Source organism: Pseudoalteromonas sp. RB2-MNA-CIBAN-0110, assembly GCF_040309305.1.
Lineage (GTDB): Bacteria > Pseudomonadota > Gammaproteobacteria > Enterobacterales > Alteromonadaceae > Pseudoalteromonas > Pseudoalteromonas arctica.
In genome coordinates, this window is the sequence record NZ_JBEOOQ010000032.1 from 39,845 (window position 1) to 57,424 (window position 17,580).

Genomic DNA, 17,580 nt, shown 5'->3' on the forward strand with positions numbered 1-17,580 from the left:
ATGATCCGATCATATTAACACCTTTAGATCTGATCTAATTTCATGTTTTAAATGAAGATCTAAACCTTATCAACAGAAAAGTCGATCAGTAGTAGTAATAGTAATAAAAGATCTCTTTAAAAGATCCTTTATATTATTAGAGATCACATACTTAGATCTTGCCCTTTGTTTAATCATTTATCTTCTGCCAATTTCTAGGTAGAATACGCTCCCTTTTGAAGTTTACCGGTTTGATTTAAGTAGGATCCCATAAATGATTTTTCACGAAAATTTTGACGTTATCGTAGTAGGTGGTGGACATGCTGGCACTGAAGCCGCATTAGCAGCTGCCCGTATGGGGATGAATACCCTGCTACTGACTCACAATATGGATACCCTTGGTCAAATGTCTTGCAACCCAGCAATTGGTGGGATTGGCAAAGGTCATTTGGTAAAAGAGATCGACGCGCTTGGTGGTGCAATGGCACAGGCCATTGATAAAGGCGGGATCCAATTTCGTACACTAAATTCTTCAAAAGGACCTGCTGTTCGTGCTACTCGAGCACAAGCAGATCGCGCTTTGTACAAAGCGGCTATTCAAACAACATTACAAAACCAAGATAACCTTAAGATTTTTCAACAATCATGCGACGATCTTATTGTTGAAAACGATCGTGTTACTGGCGTAGTAACTCAAATGGGTTTACGTTTTAGTGCACCAAGTGTTGTTTTAACCGTGGGTACTTTTTTAGGCGGCTTAATTCATATTGGTTTAGAAAATTATAAAGGCGGTCGTGCAGGCGATCCTCCTTCAATCGCTTTAGCTGATCGCTTACGTGAACATCCATTTAGAGTTGATCGTTTAAAAACAGGTACACCTCCACGTATTGATGCACGTACTGTTGATTTTACAAAAATGGAAGCACAGCCAGGTGATACACCAACTCCTGTGTTTTCGTTTATGGGTAAACAATCAGATCACCCACAACAGATACCGTGTTACATAACTTACACAAACGAAAAAACACATGATGTTATTCGTAAAAACTTACATCGCTCACCTATGTACTCAGGTGTCATTGAAGGTATTGGTCCACGATACTGCCCTTCAATTGAAGATAAAATTGTTCGTTTTGCAGATAAAGATAAACATCAAATATTTGTTGAGCCTGAAGGTTTAACATCATACGAATTATACCCAAATGGTATTTCGACTAGTTTACCGTTTGATGTACAACTTGAAATTGTGCAATCGATTACAGGTTTTGAAAATGCACATATTTGTCGACCTGGTTACGCAATTGAATATGATTACTTTGATCCACGTGATTTAAAACAATCTTTAGAAACTAAATTTATTGAAGGTTTATTTTTTGCGGGTCAAATTAACGGTACTACCGGCTATGAAGAAGCGGGTGCACAAGGCTTAATTGCAGGTATGAATGCTGCACTAAAAGTACAAGGCAAAGATTCTTGGACACCACGTCGTGATGAAGCTTACGTTGGTGTATTAATCGACGACTTAGCAACACTGGGTACAAAAGAACCATACCGCATGTTTACCAGTCGTGCCGAATACCGTTTATTACTTCGTGAAGATAATGCTGATATTCGTTTAACTGAAAAAGGCCGTGAACTAGGTTTAGTTAATGACGAACGCTGGCAGGCATTTAACGAAAAAATGGAAGTAATCGAAAAAGAGAAGCAACGCATTAAAGATACGTGGATTCATAAAGATCACGCCGTTGTAGATCAAGTAAATGCATTACTGAAAACACCGCTTACACGTGAAGCAAGTTTAGAAGAATTACTTCGTCGCCCAGAGATTCGTTATAACGATCTTATGGCTATAGAAGGATTAGGATCTGAATTTACAAACAAAGCGGCACTTGAACAAGTTGAGATCCATACTAAGTACGCAGGTTATATTGCGCGTCAACAAGATGAGATCAACAAACAGCTTCGTCATGAGCAAACAATTTTACCAAAAGAGTTTGATTATAAAACCGTATCTGGTTTGTCAAATGAGGTAGTTGCCAAGCTTATTGAGTCGCGTCCTGACACTATTGGTCAAGCATCGCGTATTTCTGGTATCACCCCAGCGGCGATTTCGCTATTATTAGTGTATCTGAAGAAGCAAGGCTTATTACGCAAATCCGCGTAACGGTAAGGGTACATAGTGTTACAGCAACAATTAACTACATTGTTAGCGCAAACTGATATTGCGCTAACAGAAAAACAACAGCAACAGCTAGTTCGTTACGTCGAGTTATTGAATAAGTGGAATAAGGCTTATAACTTAACCTCAGTACGCTTACCTGAAGAAATGATGATTAAGCATATAATGGATAGCTTAGTTGTTGCGCCTCACTTACCCGGTCATCATTATATCGATGTTGGAACGGGTCCTGGATTACCGGGTATCGTATTAGCAATTGCATTACCTAATACACATTTTGTGTTATTAGATAGCTTAGGTAAACGTGTACGATTTTTAATGCATGTTAAACATGAGCTTGGTCTTGATAATGTAACCCCGGTTCAGTCAAGAGTTGAAGAATATCAACCAAGTGTTAAATTAGACGGCGTACTAAGTCGTGCTTTTGCTTCATTACAAGATATGGTTGACTGGTGTTCGCACTTAATCGATCATTCGGGTAAATTTATAGCACTTAAAGGCGTGTTCCCTAGCGAAGAGCTAGAGTCACTACCTGCAGGCGTTAAGTTTGAGCAAAAAATTGCATTAGAAGTACCTAATTTAGATGCACAACGACATTTAATTATTCTTTCTAAAGACTAGGGATCAGAGACACCGTGGCAAAAGTCATCGCATTAGCAAATCAAAAAGGTGGAGTGGGTAAAACTACAACCGCTGTTAACCTCGCTGCGTCTATGGCTGCAACGAAACGTAAAGTGCTGTTAATTGATCTCGATCCGCAAGGTAATGCGACTATGGGGAGTGGCGTAGATAAATATGGCGACGTGCCAACTATTTACGACCTACTTATTGAAGATAAACCTATAGAAGACGTTATCATTAAAGAAACGTCTGGTGAATACCATATGATTGCTGCAAACGGTGATGTAACCGCTGCAGAAGTTAAATTGATGGAATTATTTGCCCGTGAAGTGCGTTTACGTAATGCACTTGAAAAAATTCAGGACCAGTACGAATTTATTTTTATCGACTGCCCACCCTCTCTAAATATGTTAACTGTTAATGCAATGGCCGCAGCTGATTCTATTTTAGTGCCAATGCAGTGTGAGTATTATGCACTTGAAGGGTTAACCGCATTAATGGATACGATTACGCAGCTTGCTAAGTTAGTGAATCCTAGCTTACAAATTGAAGGCATACTTCGTACTATGTACGACCCGCGTAACCGTTTGGCAAATGATGTATCAGAACAATTAAAACAACATTTTGGCGATAAAGTATACCGTACGGTGATCCCGCGTAATGTTCGTTTAGCTGAAGCACCCAGTTTTGGTACTCCTGCTATGTACTATGACCGGGCATCAAGTGGCGCTAAAGCGTATTTAGCACTCGCTGGTGAAATGTTACGCAGAAAAGAAAAAACAGCGTCCGTTGTCGCCTAACTTTGAGGTAAAAAAATAACATGTCTGCTAAAAAACGAGGTTTAGGCCGAGGACTCGATGCACTTTTAAGTTCGTCAAAGCCTGCACCAAGCCCAAGCAAGGAACAAGACACATCAAACGTTTCTGAGGCTATGCAAAATGCCGCGGCTAATAATAGTGAATTACAAAAACTCCCAATAGAGTTTTTACATTCTGGTAAATACCAACCTCGTAAAGACATGTCTGAAGAGGCGCTAGAAGAGCTTGCTAGTTCTATTCGCTCACAAGGTATTATTCAACCCATTGTTGTGCGCCCTATTGCACACAATAGCTTTGAAATTATTGCTGGTGAGCGTCGTTGGCGCGCAGCGCAAATAGCTAAGCTTGAAACAGTGCCTTGTATTATTAAAGATGTACCTGATGAAGCAGCTGTTGCGATTGCACTGATAGAAAATATTCAGCGTGAAGATTTAAATGCCATGGAAGAAGCAGTTGCACTTAATCGTTTACTAATAGAATTTGAATTAACACATCAGCAAGTAGCAGATGCAGTGGGTAAATCACGTACGACTGTAACTAACTTACTGCGTTTAAATAACTTAAATAGTGATGTAAAAATTCTGTTAGAACATGGCGATATTGAAATGGGCCATGCTCGTTGCCTGTTAGCCCTTGAAGGTGAAGCGCAGTCAGATGCTGCTCGTTTAGCTGTAGCTAAAGCATTAACAGTTCGAGAAACTGAAAAGCTCGTACGTTCAATTTTAGAACCTTTACCTGCTAAAGAAATAACCGAAAAAGATCCAGATGTTAAGCAGTTAGAACAACAACTCGCTGAAAATCTAGGTGCTAAAGTAGAGATTAACTACAATAAAAAAGGCAAAGGTAAACTGGTTATTTCGTATACTAACCTAGATGAACTTGACGGCATTTTAAATCGTATCAATCACGACAATACCCACCATTAGTTTTCTACATGTCTAAAAAGGGACATTTGTAGCTATTTCGTGTTACAAAGCATCTACTCAAGTTGCAAAACTGGCAGGATTAAGTATAATTTCGCCAGTTTTCACACCCTAACAATTAGAACGCAATAAAGGTTAACTAAACGTGACTGATAAGTTAGCGAGTCCATATCGACTTGCCGTATTAAAGTTAATTTGCCTTCAGGGTGTTGTAGCATTAGTTGCTGCTGTAATTATTTTTTTTAGTTCGGGAGTCAATGCCTCGCTTTCATCACTCGCTGGTGGAGCTGTAGCAGTACTTCCGCACTTTGTATTTGCACTTTATGCATTCAGATATATGGGTGCAAGTCGAGCAAATCAAGCGTATGCCTCGTTGAAACGCGGCAACGGATTAAAGTTTATGCTAACAATTGTATTGTTTGCGCTAGTACTGAAGCATTTTCCGGTAATTTTATTACCCTTTTTTAGTACTTATATACTGGCGCTCTTTACTGGATTGTTCGCACCCGTTTTTTTTAAACATTAACTTTTGGGATATAACATGGCAGCAGAAGAAGTTACTCTATCTGGCCATATCCAGCACCATTTGACCAATGCTAAGATGTGTTCGACCGATACAGGTCTCGCCTTCAATAAAGCATGTACGGACAGTGGATTCTGGACATGGCATATAGATACCCTTGCATGGTCTATCGGTTTAGGTCTTATATTTTTATGGATCTTTCGTAGTGCCGCTAAAAAATCAACACTAGGTGTACCTGGAAAATTTCAGTGTTTTATTGAAATAATCGTAGAATTTGTTGGCGACAACGTACGCGATACTTTCCATGGTAAAAGCAAGCTTATTGCACCATTAGCCTTAACGATTTTCGTTTGGGTGTTCTTAATGAACTTAATGGATTTAATACCAGTTGATTTCCTTCCAGCATTTGCAGGTTTCGTTGGTGAGACTGCATTTGGTATGGATTCACACGATGTGTACATGAAAATTGTACCAACGACTGACATTAATATGACTTCAGCGCTAGCGCTGGGTGTATTTATACTAATGGTTGGCTTTTCAATCAAAATAAAAGGTATTGGCGGGTTTATTAAAGAGTTAACGCTTCATCCGTTCAACTCAAATAACGTGTTCGTTCAAATTATTTTGATACCATTTAACCTATTACTTGAACTGATTGCACTCGTTTCTAAACCGTTTTCATTAGCACTACGTTTGTTTGGTAACTTATATGCTGGTGAGTTGATTTTCATCTTGATCGGCGCTATCGGTTTTATGCAACTACCGTTGCACTTTGTTTGGGCAGTATTCCATATTCTAGTTATTACATTGCAAGCATTCTTATTCATGATGCTTACGATTGTATACCTAAGCATGGCAAGTTCAGATAATCACTAATTTTTAGATTTACAATTTTACTTTTACTTTTAACTTTACAATTGAAACTTTGGAGAAATAAATGGAAGCTTTAGAATTATTAACAGGCTTAAAATACATCGCAGTAGCTTTACTAATCGGTTTTGGTGCAATCGGCACAGCAATCGGTTTTGGTAACATGGGCGGTAAATTCCTTGAAGCATGTGCGCGTCAACCTGAGCTTGCACCTTCGCTACAAGTTAAGATGTTTATTCTTGCTGGTCTAATCGATGCTGTAGCAATGATTGGTGTTGGTATCGCTATGGTATTGTTGTTCGTACTTTAATTTTATTCTTTGAACAGCTTACTATTTAAGGAGGAGCGGTTGTGAATTTAAACGCCACTCTTATCGGTGAATTGATTGCGTTTACGGTGTTCGTATTATTTTGTATGAAATACGTATGGCCACCACTAAACGGTGCAATTGAAGCTCGCCAGAAAAAAATCGAAGATGGTTTAGCTGCCTCTGATAGAGCCGAAAAAGACTTAGAACTTGCGCAAAAGAAAGCTGCTGAACAGCTTAAAGATGCAAAAGCTCAAGCGGCTGATATCATTGATCAAGCTAAAAAGCGTGCAGTGCTAATTGTTGACGAAGAAACACTTCGTGGTCAACAAGAGCGTGAAAGTATCATTGCTCAAGGGCACTCTGAAGTTGAGTCTGAACGTAATCGCATAACAGAAGAACTACGTAAGCAAGTAGCAACTCTGGCAGTGATTGGCGCAGAACGTATTTTAGAGCGTGAAATTAATCAAGCCGCACATAGTGACATCGTTGAAAAACTTGTCGCTGAGCTGTAATTAGGAGGGTATGAGCATGTCTAATTTGACTACTATCGCTCGCCCATACGCTAAAGCGGCTTTTGAACTTGCCGTTGAGAAAGGCACTCTAGAAAGCTGGAATGATATGTTGTTCTTTGCAGGCCATGTAGCCAGCAATGAGCAAGCATCGTCTGTTTTAGCGAGTATGCCTACAGCTACTGCACAAGCTGAATTATTTATTCAACTTTGTGCTGAGCAGCTCAACGAACAAGGTCAGAACCTAGTTAAGGTGATGGCTGAAAATGGACGTTTGACAGCTCTACCTGAAGTTGCACAGTTATTTGCTGAATTTAAAGCAGAATACGATAAAGAAATCGAAGTAGATGTGATTTCTGCAACTCCTCTTGTTGCTGCGCAACAAGAGTCATTGGTAGCGGCACTTGAAAAACGTTTCGCACGCAAAGTTAAGCTGAATTGTAGTGAAGACGCGTCAGTGGTTGGTGGACTTATTATTAGGTCTGGCGACACTGTAATCGACGGTACTATTCGCGGTAAATTAAACCGCTTAGCTACAACACTACAATCGTAATTGGGAAAAAGAGCATGCAACTTAATTCCACTGAAATTTCAGATCTGATCAAACAACGTATTGAGAAGTTCGAAGTTGTAAGTGAAGCTCGTAACGAAGGTACTATTGTATCTGTTACTGACGGTATCATCCGCATCCACGGTCTTGCTGACTGTATGCAAGGTGAAATGATTGAGCTTCCTGGCAGCCGTTATGCTATCGCACTAAACCTTGAGCGCGACTCAATTGGTGCAGTAGTAATGGGTCCGTACGCTGACCTTACTGAAGGCGTAAAAGTATATACAACTGGTCGTATTTTAGAAGTTCCTGTTGGTCCTGGTTTACTTGGTCGTGTTGTAAACACACTAGGTGCTCCAATCGATGGTAAAGGCGCTCTAGATAACGACGGGTTTGAACCTGTAGAAAAAATTGCACCAGGTGTAATCGAGCGTAAATCTGTAGATGAGCCAGTTCAAACTGGTTATAAATCTATTGATGCGATGATTCCAGTTGGTCGTGGTCAACGTGAACTTATCATTGGGGATCGCCAAACAGGTAAAACTGCACTAGCAATCGATGCAATCATCAATCAAAAAGACACAGGCGTTAAGTGTGTGTACGTTGCGATTGGTCAAAAAGCATCTACTATTGCAAACGTAGTTCGTAAATTAGAAGAGCATGGTGCACTAGCAAATACTATCGTAGTTGTTGCATCTGCTTCTGAATCTGCGGCACTTCAGTACTTAGCACCGTTCGCGGGCTGTACTATGGGTGAATACTTCCGTGACCGTGGTGAAAACGCATTAATCGTATATGATGATTTGTCTAAGCAAGCAGTTGCTTACCGTCAAATTTCATTACTACTTAAGCGTCCACCAGGCCGTGAAGCATACCCAGGTGACGTATTCTACCTTCACTCTCGTCTTTTAGAGCGTGCATCGCGTGTAAACGCAGATTACGTTGAAAAGTTCACTAATGGTGAAGTGAAAGGTAAAACTGGTTCATTGACGGCATTGCCAATCATTGAAACTCAAGGCGGCGACGTTTCTGCGTTCGTACCGACTAACGTTATCTCTATCACCGATGGTCAGATCTTCTTAGAAACTGACTTATTCAACTCAGGTATCCGTCCGGCAGTAAATGCTGGTATCTCGGTATCGCGTGTTGGTGGTGCTGCACAAACTAAAATCGTTAAGAAACTAGGTGGCGGTATTCGTCTAGCCCTAGCTCAGTACCGTGAATTAGCTGCGTTCTCGCAGTTCGCGTCTGACCTTGATGATGCAACTCGTGCTCAACTTGAGCATGGTGAGCGTGTAACAGAGCTAATGAAGCAGAAACAGTACGCGCCAATGTCTGTTGCTGATATGTCTTTGTCGTTATTTGCTGCTGAAAAAGGCTTCCTTCAAGACATCGAAATCGCGAAAATCGGTGACTTTGAAGCAGCTTTACTTTCGTATGCAAATAGCACATACGCAGAGCTTGTGGCTCAAATCAATGAAACTGGTAACTTGAATGCCGAGATCGAAGCGCAGCTTAAAGAACTTCTAACGAAGTTCAAGTCTACGCAAACTTGGTAATTTAGTTATTAATGGTGCGCTTTAGGAAACTAAAGCACACCTTGATTCGGAGAGAGAGTCATGGCCAGCGGAAAAGAGATTAAAAGCAAGATCGGGAGTATTAAAAATACTCAAAAGATCACTAGCGCAATGGAAATGGTTGCTGCGTCTAAAATGAAAAGGGCGCAAGAACGCGTTGCTTCAAGCCGTCCATACGCTGACAAATTACGTGAAGTAATTGGTCGTGTTGCTCAAGCAAATCTTGATTTTACTCACCCGTTCTTAAAAGATCGTGAAGTGAAACGAGTTGGTTATATTGTTATCTCTACAGACCGTGGTCTGTGTGGCGGTCTAAACTCAAACGAGTTTAAGAAAGTTGCACTTGATGTTAAAGCGTGGAAAGAAAAAGGTGTTGATGCTGAATTTGCTACTTTAGGTAGTAAAGCAGCTGGCTTCTTTCAACGTTTTGGTGGTCAACTACTCGCTAAAAAAGCGGGCCTAGGAGATAAACCTTCAGTACAAGACGTTATTGGTCCTGTAAAAGTTATGCTTGATGCATTTTCTGAAGGCAAAATAGACCGTTTATTCTTGGTATATAACAAATTCGTTAATACCATGAGGCAAGAGCCAATTATAGATCAGTTACTCCCTTTGCCAAAAGCTGAAGAAGAAGTATCTGCTCACACATGGGATTACTTATACGAGCCAAATCCAGAGGCTATTTTAGAGTCTTTGTTAGTACGCTTTATTGAGTCTCAAGCATACCAAGGTGTGGTAGAAAATGCTGCCTCTGAACAGGCTGCTCGTATGGTTGCAATGAAAGCTGCAACTGATAACGCAGGTGACCTTATGGACGAGCTACAGCTTGTTTATAACAAGGCTCGCCAAGCAGCAATCACACAAGAAATTAGTGAGATTTGTTCTGGCTCAGCAGCAGTTTAATGCTTCGGGTAAAGATTAACGAGAGGAATAGACATGAGTTTAGGTAAGGTCGTCCAAATTATCGGCGCCGTTGTGGATATTGAATTTCCACAAGATAGCGTGCCAGCGGTATACCACGCACTAAGAGTAACAGATGGCGATTTAGCTGGTTTGACTCTAGAAGTTCAACAACAGCTAGGTGGCGGTGTAGTGCGTACTATCGCTATGGGTACTACTGATGGTTTACGTCGTAGTGCTTTAGTTATGAATACAGGTGAATCGATTCAAGTTCCAGTTGGTAAAGCAACACTTGGTCGTATCATGAACGTACTTGGTGAGCCAATCGATGAAGCGGGTCCAATCGGCGAAGAAGACCGTATGTCTATTCACCGTGCAGCACCTTCATACGAAGAGCAATCAAGTTCAGTTGAACTTTTAGAAACTGGTATCAAGGTTATCGACCTTGTATGTCCGTTTGCTAAAGGTGGTAAAGTTGGTTTATTCGGTGGTGCCGGTGTTGGTAAAACTGTAAACATGATGGAACTTATCCGTAACATCGCAATCGAGCACAGCGGCTACTCAGTATTCGCAGGTGTTGGTGAGCGTACACGTGAGGGTAACGATTTCTACCATGAGATGAACGATTCAAACGTACTTGATAAAGTATCGCTTGTATACGGTCAGATGAACGAGCCTCCTGGTAACCGTTTACGCGTAGCGTTAACTGGTCTTACTATGGCTGAAAAGTTCCGTGATGAAGGTCGCGATGTACTTTTCTTCGTAGATAACATCTACCGTTATACTCTTGCTGGTACAGAAGTATCTGCACTACTTGGTCGTATGCCATCAGCGGTAGGTTACCAGCCTACACTTGCTGAAGAAATGGGTGTGCTTCAAGAGCGTATCGCTTCTACTAAGACGGGTTCAATTACATCAATCCAAGCGGTATACGTACCTGCGGATGATTTAACGGATCCATCTCCAGCAACTACCTTTGCTCACTTAGACGCAACAGTAGTACTTTCACGTGATATCGCGTCACTTGGTATCTACCCAGCGGTAGACCCACTTGATTCATCTTCACGTCAACTTGACCCACAAGTAATTGGTCAAGAGCACTACGATACAGCACGTGGCGTTCAAACAGTTCTTCAGCGTTATAAAGAACTTAAAGACATCATTGCAATCCTAGGTATGGACGAGCTTTCTGACGAAGATAAGCAACTTGTATCTCGTGCACGTAAAATCCAACGTTTCCTATCTCAGCCATTCTTCGTGGCAGAGGTGTTTACAGGCGCGTCTGGTAAATACGTATCACTAAAAGATACAATTTCTGGCTTTAAAGGCATCTTAAACGGTGAATTTGATGATATGCCAGAGCAAGCGTTCTACATGGTTGGCTCTATCGAAGAAGCTCAAGAAAAAGCCAAAGGCATGTAACTAGGAGGGTAGTATGACAGCTATGACTGTACATCTTGACGTAGTAAGCGCTGAGCAGAGTTTGTTCTCTGGTCTTGTTGAATCGATTCAAGTATCTGGTAGTGAAGGCGAGCTGGGTGTAAACCTAGGCCATGCTCCACTACTAACTGCCCTTAAACCTGGTATGGTACGTTTAGTTAAGCAATTTGGTCACGAAGATGTGATATATGTTGCTGGCGGTACATTAGAAGTTCAACCAAATCACATCACGATTCTTGCAGATACTGCGGTTCGTGGTGAAGATTTAGATGAAGATTCTGTACAAAAAGCTAAACGTGAAGCTGAAGAACATATGGCGAATTCGTCAGCTGTTGAGTTTGATTATCAGCAAGCGGCTACGCGACTGGCAGAAGCAGTTGCTCAGTTACGCGTAATTCAGCAATTACGTCACAAGTAAGCCTATCCGGTTTGTAAAAAGCCCACTTTAAGTGGGCTTTTTTGTGCCTGTTACTTTTGTATTTACACTAAATACCTTAGTCCGATTATTATCTACACTTTTACACTTATATCCTGCCGGAATCCTCGCTACAATAACGTCATCCAATTAAGTGTGTTTTTTCAGTCAAGATTCAGTACTAATAAACTAACCTACTGAGTATTTGCACAAGAAGTGATTTACGTAATCTTCTGATCAAACATAAGACTTATTTAGCTAAAACAACGAAAAAAGGAAATTGTTTTAATGGCTCTAACAACTATTATTCTTGCTGCGGGTAAAGGTACTCGTATGCGCTCTGCTCTGCCTAAAGTTTTGCACAAAGTTGCAGGTAAACCAATGGTGCAGCACGTTATTGATAATGCGATGGCATTAGGTGCAACGACTACAAACCTAGTTTACGGACACGGCGGCGAACTATTACAACAACAACTTGCCGATAACAATGTAAATTGGGTACTTCAAGCTGAACAACTTGGTACTGGCCACGCAGTAGCGCAAGCCAACTCTTATGTTAATGATGAAGACACAGTATTAATTTTATACGGTGATGTACCACTAACAAAACAATCAACACTAGAGCGCTTATTAGCCGCAACACCTAAAAATGGTTTAGCTGTATTAACGGTAAATTTGGTAAACCCAAATGGCTATGGTCGAATGCTTCGTGCCGGTGGTAAGTTAGTTGGTATTGTTGAGCAAAAAGATTCAAGTCCAGAGCAGTTACTTATTAACGAAGTAAATACAGGCATTATGGCTGTTAACGGTAAGCTATTAAAAACATGGTTAGGTAACTTATCTAACAATAATGCACAAGGCGAGTACTACTTAACAGATATCGTTGCAATGGCTCACAGTGAAGGCGTAGAAATCACTTCAGCTCAGCCAGACCATGCAATGGAAGTTGAGGGCGCAAATAACCGCGTACAACTTGCAGGCTTAGAGCGCGCTTACCAAGCATGGCAAGCAGAAGAGTTAATGTTAAATGGCGCAACACTTGCTGACCCTGCGCGTATTGATGTGCGAGGAACAGTTACCACCGGTGAAGATGTACTTATCGACGTAAACGTTATTTTTGAAGGCACGGTCACGCTTGGTAACAATGTACAAATAGGTCCTAACTGTGTCCTTAAAAATTGTAGCATTGGCGATAACGTTATTATTAAAGCTAATACGCTGATTGAAGATGCCACAGTTGCAGATAAGTGTACGCTTGGTCCTTATGCTCGCCTTCGCCCAGGCGCTGTAATGGAAGAAGACTCACACATTGGTAACTTTGTTGAGATGAAAAAAACCCGACTAGGTAAAGGCTCTAAAGCCAACCACTTAAGTTATTTAGGTGATGCTGAAATTGGCGAAAAAGTGAATATTGGCGCTGGCACTATTACCTGTAACTACGATGGTGTTAACAAAGCAAAAACTATTATTGGCGATAATGCCTTTATTGGTTCTAATTCATCACTCGTTGCCCCAGTAAATATAGGTGCAACTGCAACAATTGGTGCAGGCTCTGTGATCACCAGTACCGTTGAAGATGACCAATTAGCAATAGCACGCTCTAAACAGCGTAATTTAACGGGTTGGAAACGCCCAGTTAAAAAATAACAATAGAGGCTACTTAGGTAGCCTTTTTTATTTTAGTTGAAGTTTAAATTGCTCTTTATAGCGTCTAGACAAGTTAAGTACTTTACCTGTAGTTAATTTTATTTCACTGTCGCCACTGGGTAGTGGTGTAATAGACTCCACTTTATCGAGTTTTACGCCATGGCTGCGGTGAATTCTACAAAACCCCTGCACTTCAAGTTGTTTACTTAATGCTGTAAGCGTTGCCCTTAACGGATATATACGTGAGCCTATATGTAGGTTTACATAATTACCCGACGATTCAAGCCAATCAACATCCTCTATTTTTATAATGAATTCTTTTCCGAGCTTTTTAACTAATAGGCGGTTTATGGTCGATGTTGTTTGCTGCTCACTTTCTTCAATTGAAGAGGCTTCACCTAGTAACTGCTGCACCACATATTGATATACTTTGATAAGTACGATGAAAAACACAAAGCTTATAGCGTCTTTCTGGTATTCATAAATAAGCTCAAACCAGCTAAGTCCAAAGTTGTAAGACCCATCATTCAACAAATATATGAATTTACGAACCCCTACCATAATACCAACGTGTAACACGCTAAATATAATAGAGGCACCAAAGTACATACCTAATGAGGCCGTAATATTTTGCCAATTAAAAGATAAGTGTCTTAAAAACCAAATTAAAATAGGGAATATAAGCAAAGTACTCAAGGCACTTGAATACTCCCAAACAAATGGCTCCCACATTAAAAAAGTTAAAGCCCCTTCTCTTTGGGCTTCCATTATTTGGGTTGTAGCGTTTACTGTATTATTAATTAATACGTAAGCACACAGTAATACTGATGCGTAAATGCTTTGAAAACGTTGAAAGTGCTGTAGGTTCATAAATGTATGCTTATTGCTGACGTGGCACGCTTATCCCTGTATACCACCTTTTATCACTATTGCTTGTAATATAAGCACTTATAGATAGTTTTAGCGAGAGCTTTAGGTATGAATAAAGCATAACATACATAAAGTAGTAAAAGCATGAGCACTCAAGTACAACAACCTTCATTAGTTAATTCGCGTAAATATTATCTTGATTGGCTTAGGGTAATCGCATTTGCGTCGCTAATTTTTTATCACATTGGCATGTTGTATAGCGAAAACTGGGGATTTCATTTTAAAAGTAATTATACATCACAGTATGTTGAATATTTAATGTTGGTGTTTTCACCTTGGCGCATGTTGCTCATTTGGTTTATATCGGGCGTAGCACTGCGTTTTATGATTGATAAAGTACGCAGCTTTAAGTCTTGGTTACATTTCACCTTATACCGCTCTATTTTTTTACTATTACCCTTGCTGGTGGGGTTATGGTTAATAGTGCCTTTACAGCTGTTTGCAGAAATGTCACAGCAAGGTGTTATTGATATTAGCTATTGGCAATTTTATTTAGCTTTTATAGAGACGAACAATACGCTTTTTATTAATTATCAGTCTGGAGTGTGGCCGAATGTGGATGTAAATCACTTATGGTATTTGCGTTCGTTGTGGCAATTTATGCTGATCATTATTGTTTTAACTCTTTTTGCACGCTTGCCCTTTATTGCGCCTTTAAAAACATTTGTTAAGGGGGGTATGTCATTTGGGTTTTTAATTACCTTGCTCACTATTGCCACACTATTTACAAGCCATTACTTAACTGGCGATTCAATCAGAGAGACTAACGGCTTAATACTGCTACTCGCAGGATACATACTTGCTAAAAACACTTACTTTTGGAACTGCTTAGATAAAAACTTGGTATTACTAGCTTTGAGTTTTGCGGTTTTGTTTGTACTTATAATATTAAGTTATCAGAAGGTGTTTACTCTTCCTCATTTTATTTTAAGCGCTAGCTACAATATTCAACGTGTTGTAGGTGTATTTTTTGTACTCGCGTTCGCTCACCGATTTTTAAATTTTAATACTTACTATTTAAAACAGCTCAATGTATGGGTGTTTCCCTTTTATTTATTGCATCAAAGCATTTTGATTATTTTGTGTTTTTTACTACAGCCTTTAAGTTTAGGGCCTGTTGCTGAACCATTCATCATTATTACAGGGACTTGGTCTTTTTGCGGTGTTATTACATGGGGTATTACACGTATTGATGTACTTAGACCTTTGCTAGGGGTTGCAATTAAACGAGATTATTCCCCTACTGTAAAAATTCTTGGTTATACGGCCGCTTTAATTTTAATAACTCCGCTAGCGTATAAGCTAATTACTTAGGCTAAGGGGCTGTATTAAAACTGCCATAATCTTGTCATGCCTGTGTGTTGATATTTAGCAAATACAATACTAAGGAAAATCACATGTTTAAAAAATCAATTATTGCGCTGTCACTTATATCTGTTCTTACTGGTTGCTCACTTGATGGTGACGATGGTCAAAACGGCTCTCAAGGATTACAGGGAGAACAAGGCACAGGTGGGACTAATGGGTTAAATGGTATAAATGCCAATTCAGCATTAAATATTAACCTTGTGGGTAGAGGTGTATTAAATGCACAAAGCCCAGAAGGTGCAGCTGAAATAGTTGCATATCAAGCATCTAAAAAATGGATTTACGCTATTAACAGTTCAGGTGATGACGCTGTTGTTAATATTTTACCCGCCGACACCTTTGATACTGCCGCACTCGTTAAAGATAACGAAGGGGTTATAAACGCCACAAATTTAACATCCGTTATTACGTTGCCTTTAAACGAGTTTACCCAAGGCGATGCAAACAGCATTGCTATTGATGAAAATAACAATCTACTTGCAGTGGCAATGGCTGCTGAAAGCACGGGTGATGCAGGTCAAATTGCTTTTTACGATATAAGCGGCGACTCACCTGTATTTATTAAAAATGTTACAGTCGGATTTTTACCAGACATGGTGACGTTCACCCATGATGGCGCAAAGGCAGTGGTTGCTAACGAAGGTGAACCAAGTGGCGACTACAGCGTAGATCCTGAAGGTTCTATTAGTATTATCGATATAACAAATAATGTAATAGCCGATACAGCAATAAATATTGATTTTAAAGCCTATAACAACAAACAAACCGAACTAGAAGCGCAAGGGGTAGTTTTTGCAAACCCAAATGGTCGTACTATTAACGGTAATCTAATAAATACTACAGTAGCTATGGATTTAGAACCCGAGTACGTTAGCATTTCTAAAGATAACAAATATGCTTATGTATCTATTCAAGAAAACAATGCACTTGCAATAGTTAACCTACAAGACAACAGTCTTGAGCTAAAGGGCTTCGGCTTTAAAGATTGGTCAAGCTTACAACTTGATGTCTCAGATAAAGACGGCGGCGTGAATTTTAAATCATACCCAGGGCTCTATGGTATGTACCAGCCCGATACTATCTCAAGCTTTAGTTGGAAAGGCGCTAACTTTATAGTTACTGCCAACGAAGGTGACGCAAGAGAATACTTTTTTGATACAACGGATGAAGCAGACTGTATAGCAAAGGGCGGACTTGATTACGATAAAGACGATGGCTGCTTAGCTTATATAGATGAAAGCCGCGTTGAAGACTTAACTCTTGCTACTAATTTTGATTACTTAAATAATGACGATGATGATATTGGTCGCTTAAAAGTAACAACAATAAAAGGCGATACCAACAACGACGGACAATACGAATCGCTTTATGCTTATGGTGCACGTTCTTTTACTATTTGGGATAGCAATGGGCTGGTGGTTTTTGATTCAGGTGACGATATAGCACGTATAACAGCATCTGTGCATGGTGAATCATTTAACAATAATGAAGATGAAAACAAAGGTGACTCACGTTCAGATGATAAAGGCGCAGAGCCTGAAGCGCTGACTATTGGTAAAATTGACGATCGTACATTTGCTTTTGTTGGATTAGAACGTATGGGCGGCATTATGGTTTACGACATTACTAATCCATACAATGTGCAATTTGAAGAGTACTTCTATAATAGAGGCTTAATCAAAGGAGCTAATATTACAGGCGATTTAGCGCCTGAGGGAATGGTATTCGTTTCAGCAGAGCAAAGTGCAACAAGAAATCCACTCTTAATTGTTGGAAATGAAATATCAGGCTCTATTGCCGTATGGGAAATAGCATCTAAATAAATCTTTAATTTTAAATAAAGCTGTGTGTTGTTTGTTTAACATACAGCTTAGTTTAAAACTTACTAATACATCATCAATTGATACATAAATTATGAGTGTTTTTTAAACTAAAAGTATCCTACAGCCCTTTATTTGTATAGCTTTCATACTAAATTCATTTAATTGTCAAAAAGCTGAAATAAAACATTGACCCCCGCT

Annotated in this window: 17 protein-coding genes; 16 read left to right on the plus strand and 1 reads right to left on the minus strand. The window is 39.9% G+C overall.

All coding sequences use genetic code 11. The features are described from left to right. Positions 1-253: 253 nt before the first annotated feature. The 14 genes from mnmG to glmU all read left to right on the plus strand — a co-directional run bounded on the left by mnmG (position 254) and on the right by glmU (position 13,261). Positions 254-2,143 carry a tRNA uridine-5-carboxymethylaminomethyl(34) synthesis enzyme MnmG gene (gene mnmG / locus AAEY68_RS15135; protein WP_007585991.1) on the plus strand — a complete coding sequence of 630 codons (1,890 nt, stop codon included), beginning with the start codon at positions 254-256 and terminating at the stop codon, positions 2,141-2,143. 15 nt (positions 2,144-2,158) lie between these two features. Then, complete coding sequence (gene rsmG, locus AAEY68_RS15140; RefSeq protein WP_007585988.1) at positions 2,159-2,779, plus strand: 16S rRNA (guanine(527)-N(7))-methyltransferase RsmG; 621 nt, start codon at positions 2,159-2,161, stop codon at positions 2,777-2,779. Between the two features lie 14 nt (positions 2,780-2,793). Further along, complete coding sequence (locus AAEY68_RS15145; RefSeq protein ID WP_004335235.1) at positions 2,794-3,579, plus strand: ParA family protein; 786 nt, start codon at positions 2,794-2,796, stop codon at positions 3,577-3,579. A 20-nt stretch (positions 3,580-3,599) separates the two neighbouring features. After that, positions 3,600-4,523: a ParB/RepB/Spo0J family partition protein gene (locus tag AAEY68_RS15150; protein WP_024592269.1), complete on the plus strand. Its 924-nt coding sequence runs from the start codon at positions 3,600-3,602 to the stop codon at positions 4,521-4,523. Positions 4,524-4,665: 142 nt separating this feature from the next. Next, complete coding sequence (locus AAEY68_RS15155; RefSeq protein WP_007585983.1) at positions 4,666-5,046, plus strand: ATP synthase subunit I; 381 nt, start codon at positions 4,666-4,668, stop codon at positions 5,044-5,046. A gap of 15 nt (positions 5,047-5,061) precedes the next feature. Then, on the plus strand, positions 5,062-5,919 hold the full coding sequence (gene atpB, locus AAEY68_RS15160) for a F0F1 ATP synthase subunit A (RefSeq protein WP_024592268.1): 858 nt from the start codon (positions 5,062-5,064) through the stop codon (positions 5,917-5,919). A 61-nt stretch (positions 5,920-5,980) separates the two neighbouring features. Beyond that, a complete protein-coding gene (gene atpE, locus AAEY68_RS15165) occupies positions 5,981-6,223 on the plus strand; it encodes a F0F1 ATP synthase subunit C (protein ID WP_007585980.1) in 243 nt (80 codons plus the stop codon). 41 nt (positions 6,224-6,264) lie between these two features. Next, complete coding sequence (atpF, locus tag AAEY68_RS15170; RefSeq protein WP_004335264.1) at positions 6,265-6,735, plus strand: F0F1 ATP synthase subunit B; 471 nt, start codon at positions 6,265-6,267, stop codon at positions 6,733-6,735. Positions 6,736-6,751: 16 nt separating this feature from the next. Next, positions 6,752-7,285: a F0F1 ATP synthase subunit delta gene (gene atpH, locus AAEY68_RS15175; protein WP_007585978.1), complete on the plus strand. Its 534-nt coding sequence runs from the start codon at positions 6,752-6,754 to the stop codon at positions 7,283-7,285. Positions 7,286-7,299: 14 nt separating this feature from the next. Then, entirely contained in the window at positions 7,300-8,841 is a 1,542-nt protein-coding gene (gene atpA, locus AAEY68_RS15180) for a F0F1 ATP synthase subunit alpha (RefSeq protein WP_007585976.1), read from the plus strand. 60 nt (positions 8,842-8,901) lie between these two features. After that, a complete protein-coding gene (atpG, locus tag AAEY68_RS15185) occupies positions 8,902-9,762 on the plus strand; it encodes a F0F1 ATP synthase subunit gamma (RefSeq protein WP_007585974.1) in 861 nt (286 codons plus the stop codon). 33 nt (positions 9,763-9,795) lie between these two features. Beyond that, positions 9,796-11,181 carry a F0F1 ATP synthase subunit beta gene (atpD, locus tag AAEY68_RS15190; protein ID WP_007585971.1) on the plus strand — a complete coding sequence of 462 codons (1,386 nt, stop codon included), beginning with the start codon at positions 9,796-9,798 and terminating at the stop codon, positions 11,179-11,181. A 13-nt stretch (positions 11,182-11,194) separates the two neighbouring features. Beyond that, entirely contained in the window at positions 11,195-11,617 is a 423-nt protein-coding gene (locus AAEY68_RS15195) for a F0F1 ATP synthase subunit epsilon (RefSeq protein ID WP_007377666.1), read from the plus strand. A 285-nt stretch (positions 11,618-11,902) separates the two neighbouring features. Then, on the plus strand, positions 11,903-13,261 hold the full coding sequence (gene glmU / locus AAEY68_RS15200) for a bifunctional UDP-N-acetylglucosamine diphosphorylase/glucosamine-1-phosphate N-acetyltransferase GlmU (protein WP_024592267.1): 1,359 nt from the start codon (positions 11,903-11,905) through the stop codon (positions 13,259-13,261). A gap of 27 nt (positions 13,262-13,288) precedes the next feature. Here glmU and AAEY68_RS15205 read toward each other — a convergent pair whose 3' ends face one another. Beyond that, positions 13,289-14,131 (minus strand): LytR/AlgR family response regulator transcription factor, encoded by an 843-nt coding sequence (locus tag AAEY68_RS15205; protein WP_007585965.1) that lies wholly within the window; start codon positions 14,129-14,131, stop codon positions 13,289-13,291. A gap of 144 nt (positions 14,132-14,275) precedes the next feature. Between AAEY68_RS15205 and AAEY68_RS15210 the strand changes: the two genes are divergently transcribed. Beyond that, complete coding sequence (locus AAEY68_RS15210) at positions 14,276-15,505, plus strand: acyltransferase family protein (RefSeq protein ID WP_024592266.1); 1,230 nt, start codon at positions 14,276-14,278, stop codon at positions 15,503-15,505. 83 nt (positions 15,506-15,588) lie between these two features. After that, the gene (locus tag AAEY68_RS15215; protein WP_024592265.1) at positions 15,589-17,382 is read left to right on the plus strand and encodes a choice-of-anchor I family protein; all 1,794 of its coding nucleotides are present in this window, start codon (positions 15,589-15,591) and stop codon (positions 17,380-17,382) included. Positions 17,383-17,580 lie beyond the last annotated feature (198 nt).

Coding starts and splice junctions, on each gene's coding strand:
- mnmG (WP_007585991.1), top strand. CDS start 254: ATGATTTTTCACGAAAATTTTGACGTTATCGTAGTAGGTGGTGGACAT.
- AAEY68_RS15150 (WP_024592269.1), top strand. CDS start 3,600: ATGTCTGCTAAAAAACGAGGTTTAGGCCGAGGACTCGATGCACTTTTA.
- atpB (WP_024592268.1), top strand. CDS start 5,062: ATGGCAGCAGAAGAAGTTACTCTATCTGGCCATATCCAGCACCATTTG.
- atpE (WP_007585980.1), top strand. CDS start 5,981: ATGGAAGCTTTAGAATTATTAACAGGCTTAAAATACATCGCAGTAGCT.
- atpH (WP_007585978.1), top strand. CDS start 6,752: ATGTCTAATTTGACTACTATCGCTCGCCCATACGCTAAAGCGGCTTTT.
- atpA (WP_007585976.1), top strand. CDS start 7,300: ATGCAACTTAATTCCACTGAAATTTCAGATCTGATCAAACAACGTATT.
- atpG (WP_007585974.1), top strand. CDS start 8,902: ATGGCCAGCGGAAAAGAGATTAAAAGCAAGATCGGGAGTATTAAAAAT.
- atpD (WP_007585971.1), top strand. CDS start 9,796: ATGAGTTTAGGTAAGGTCGTCCAAATTATCGGCGCCGTTGTGGATATT.
- AAEY68_RS15195 (WP_007377666.1), top strand. CDS start 11,195: ATGACAGCTATGACTGTACATCTTGACGTAGTAAGCGCTGAGCAGAGT.
- glmU (WP_024592267.1), top strand. CDS start 11,903: ATGGCTCTAACAACTATTATTCTTGCTGCGGGTAAAGGTACTCGTATG.
- AAEY68_RS15205 (WP_007585965.1), bottom strand. CDS start 14,131: ATGAACCTACAGCACTTTCAACGTTTTCAAAGCATTTACGCATCAGTA.
- AAEY68_RS15210 (WP_024592266.1), top strand. CDS start 14,276: ATGAGCACTCAAGTACAACAACCTTCATTAGTTAATTCGCGTAAATAT.
- AAEY68_RS15215 (WP_024592265.1), top strand. CDS start 15,589: ATGTTTAAAAAATCAATTATTGCGCTGTCACTTATATCTGTTCTTACT.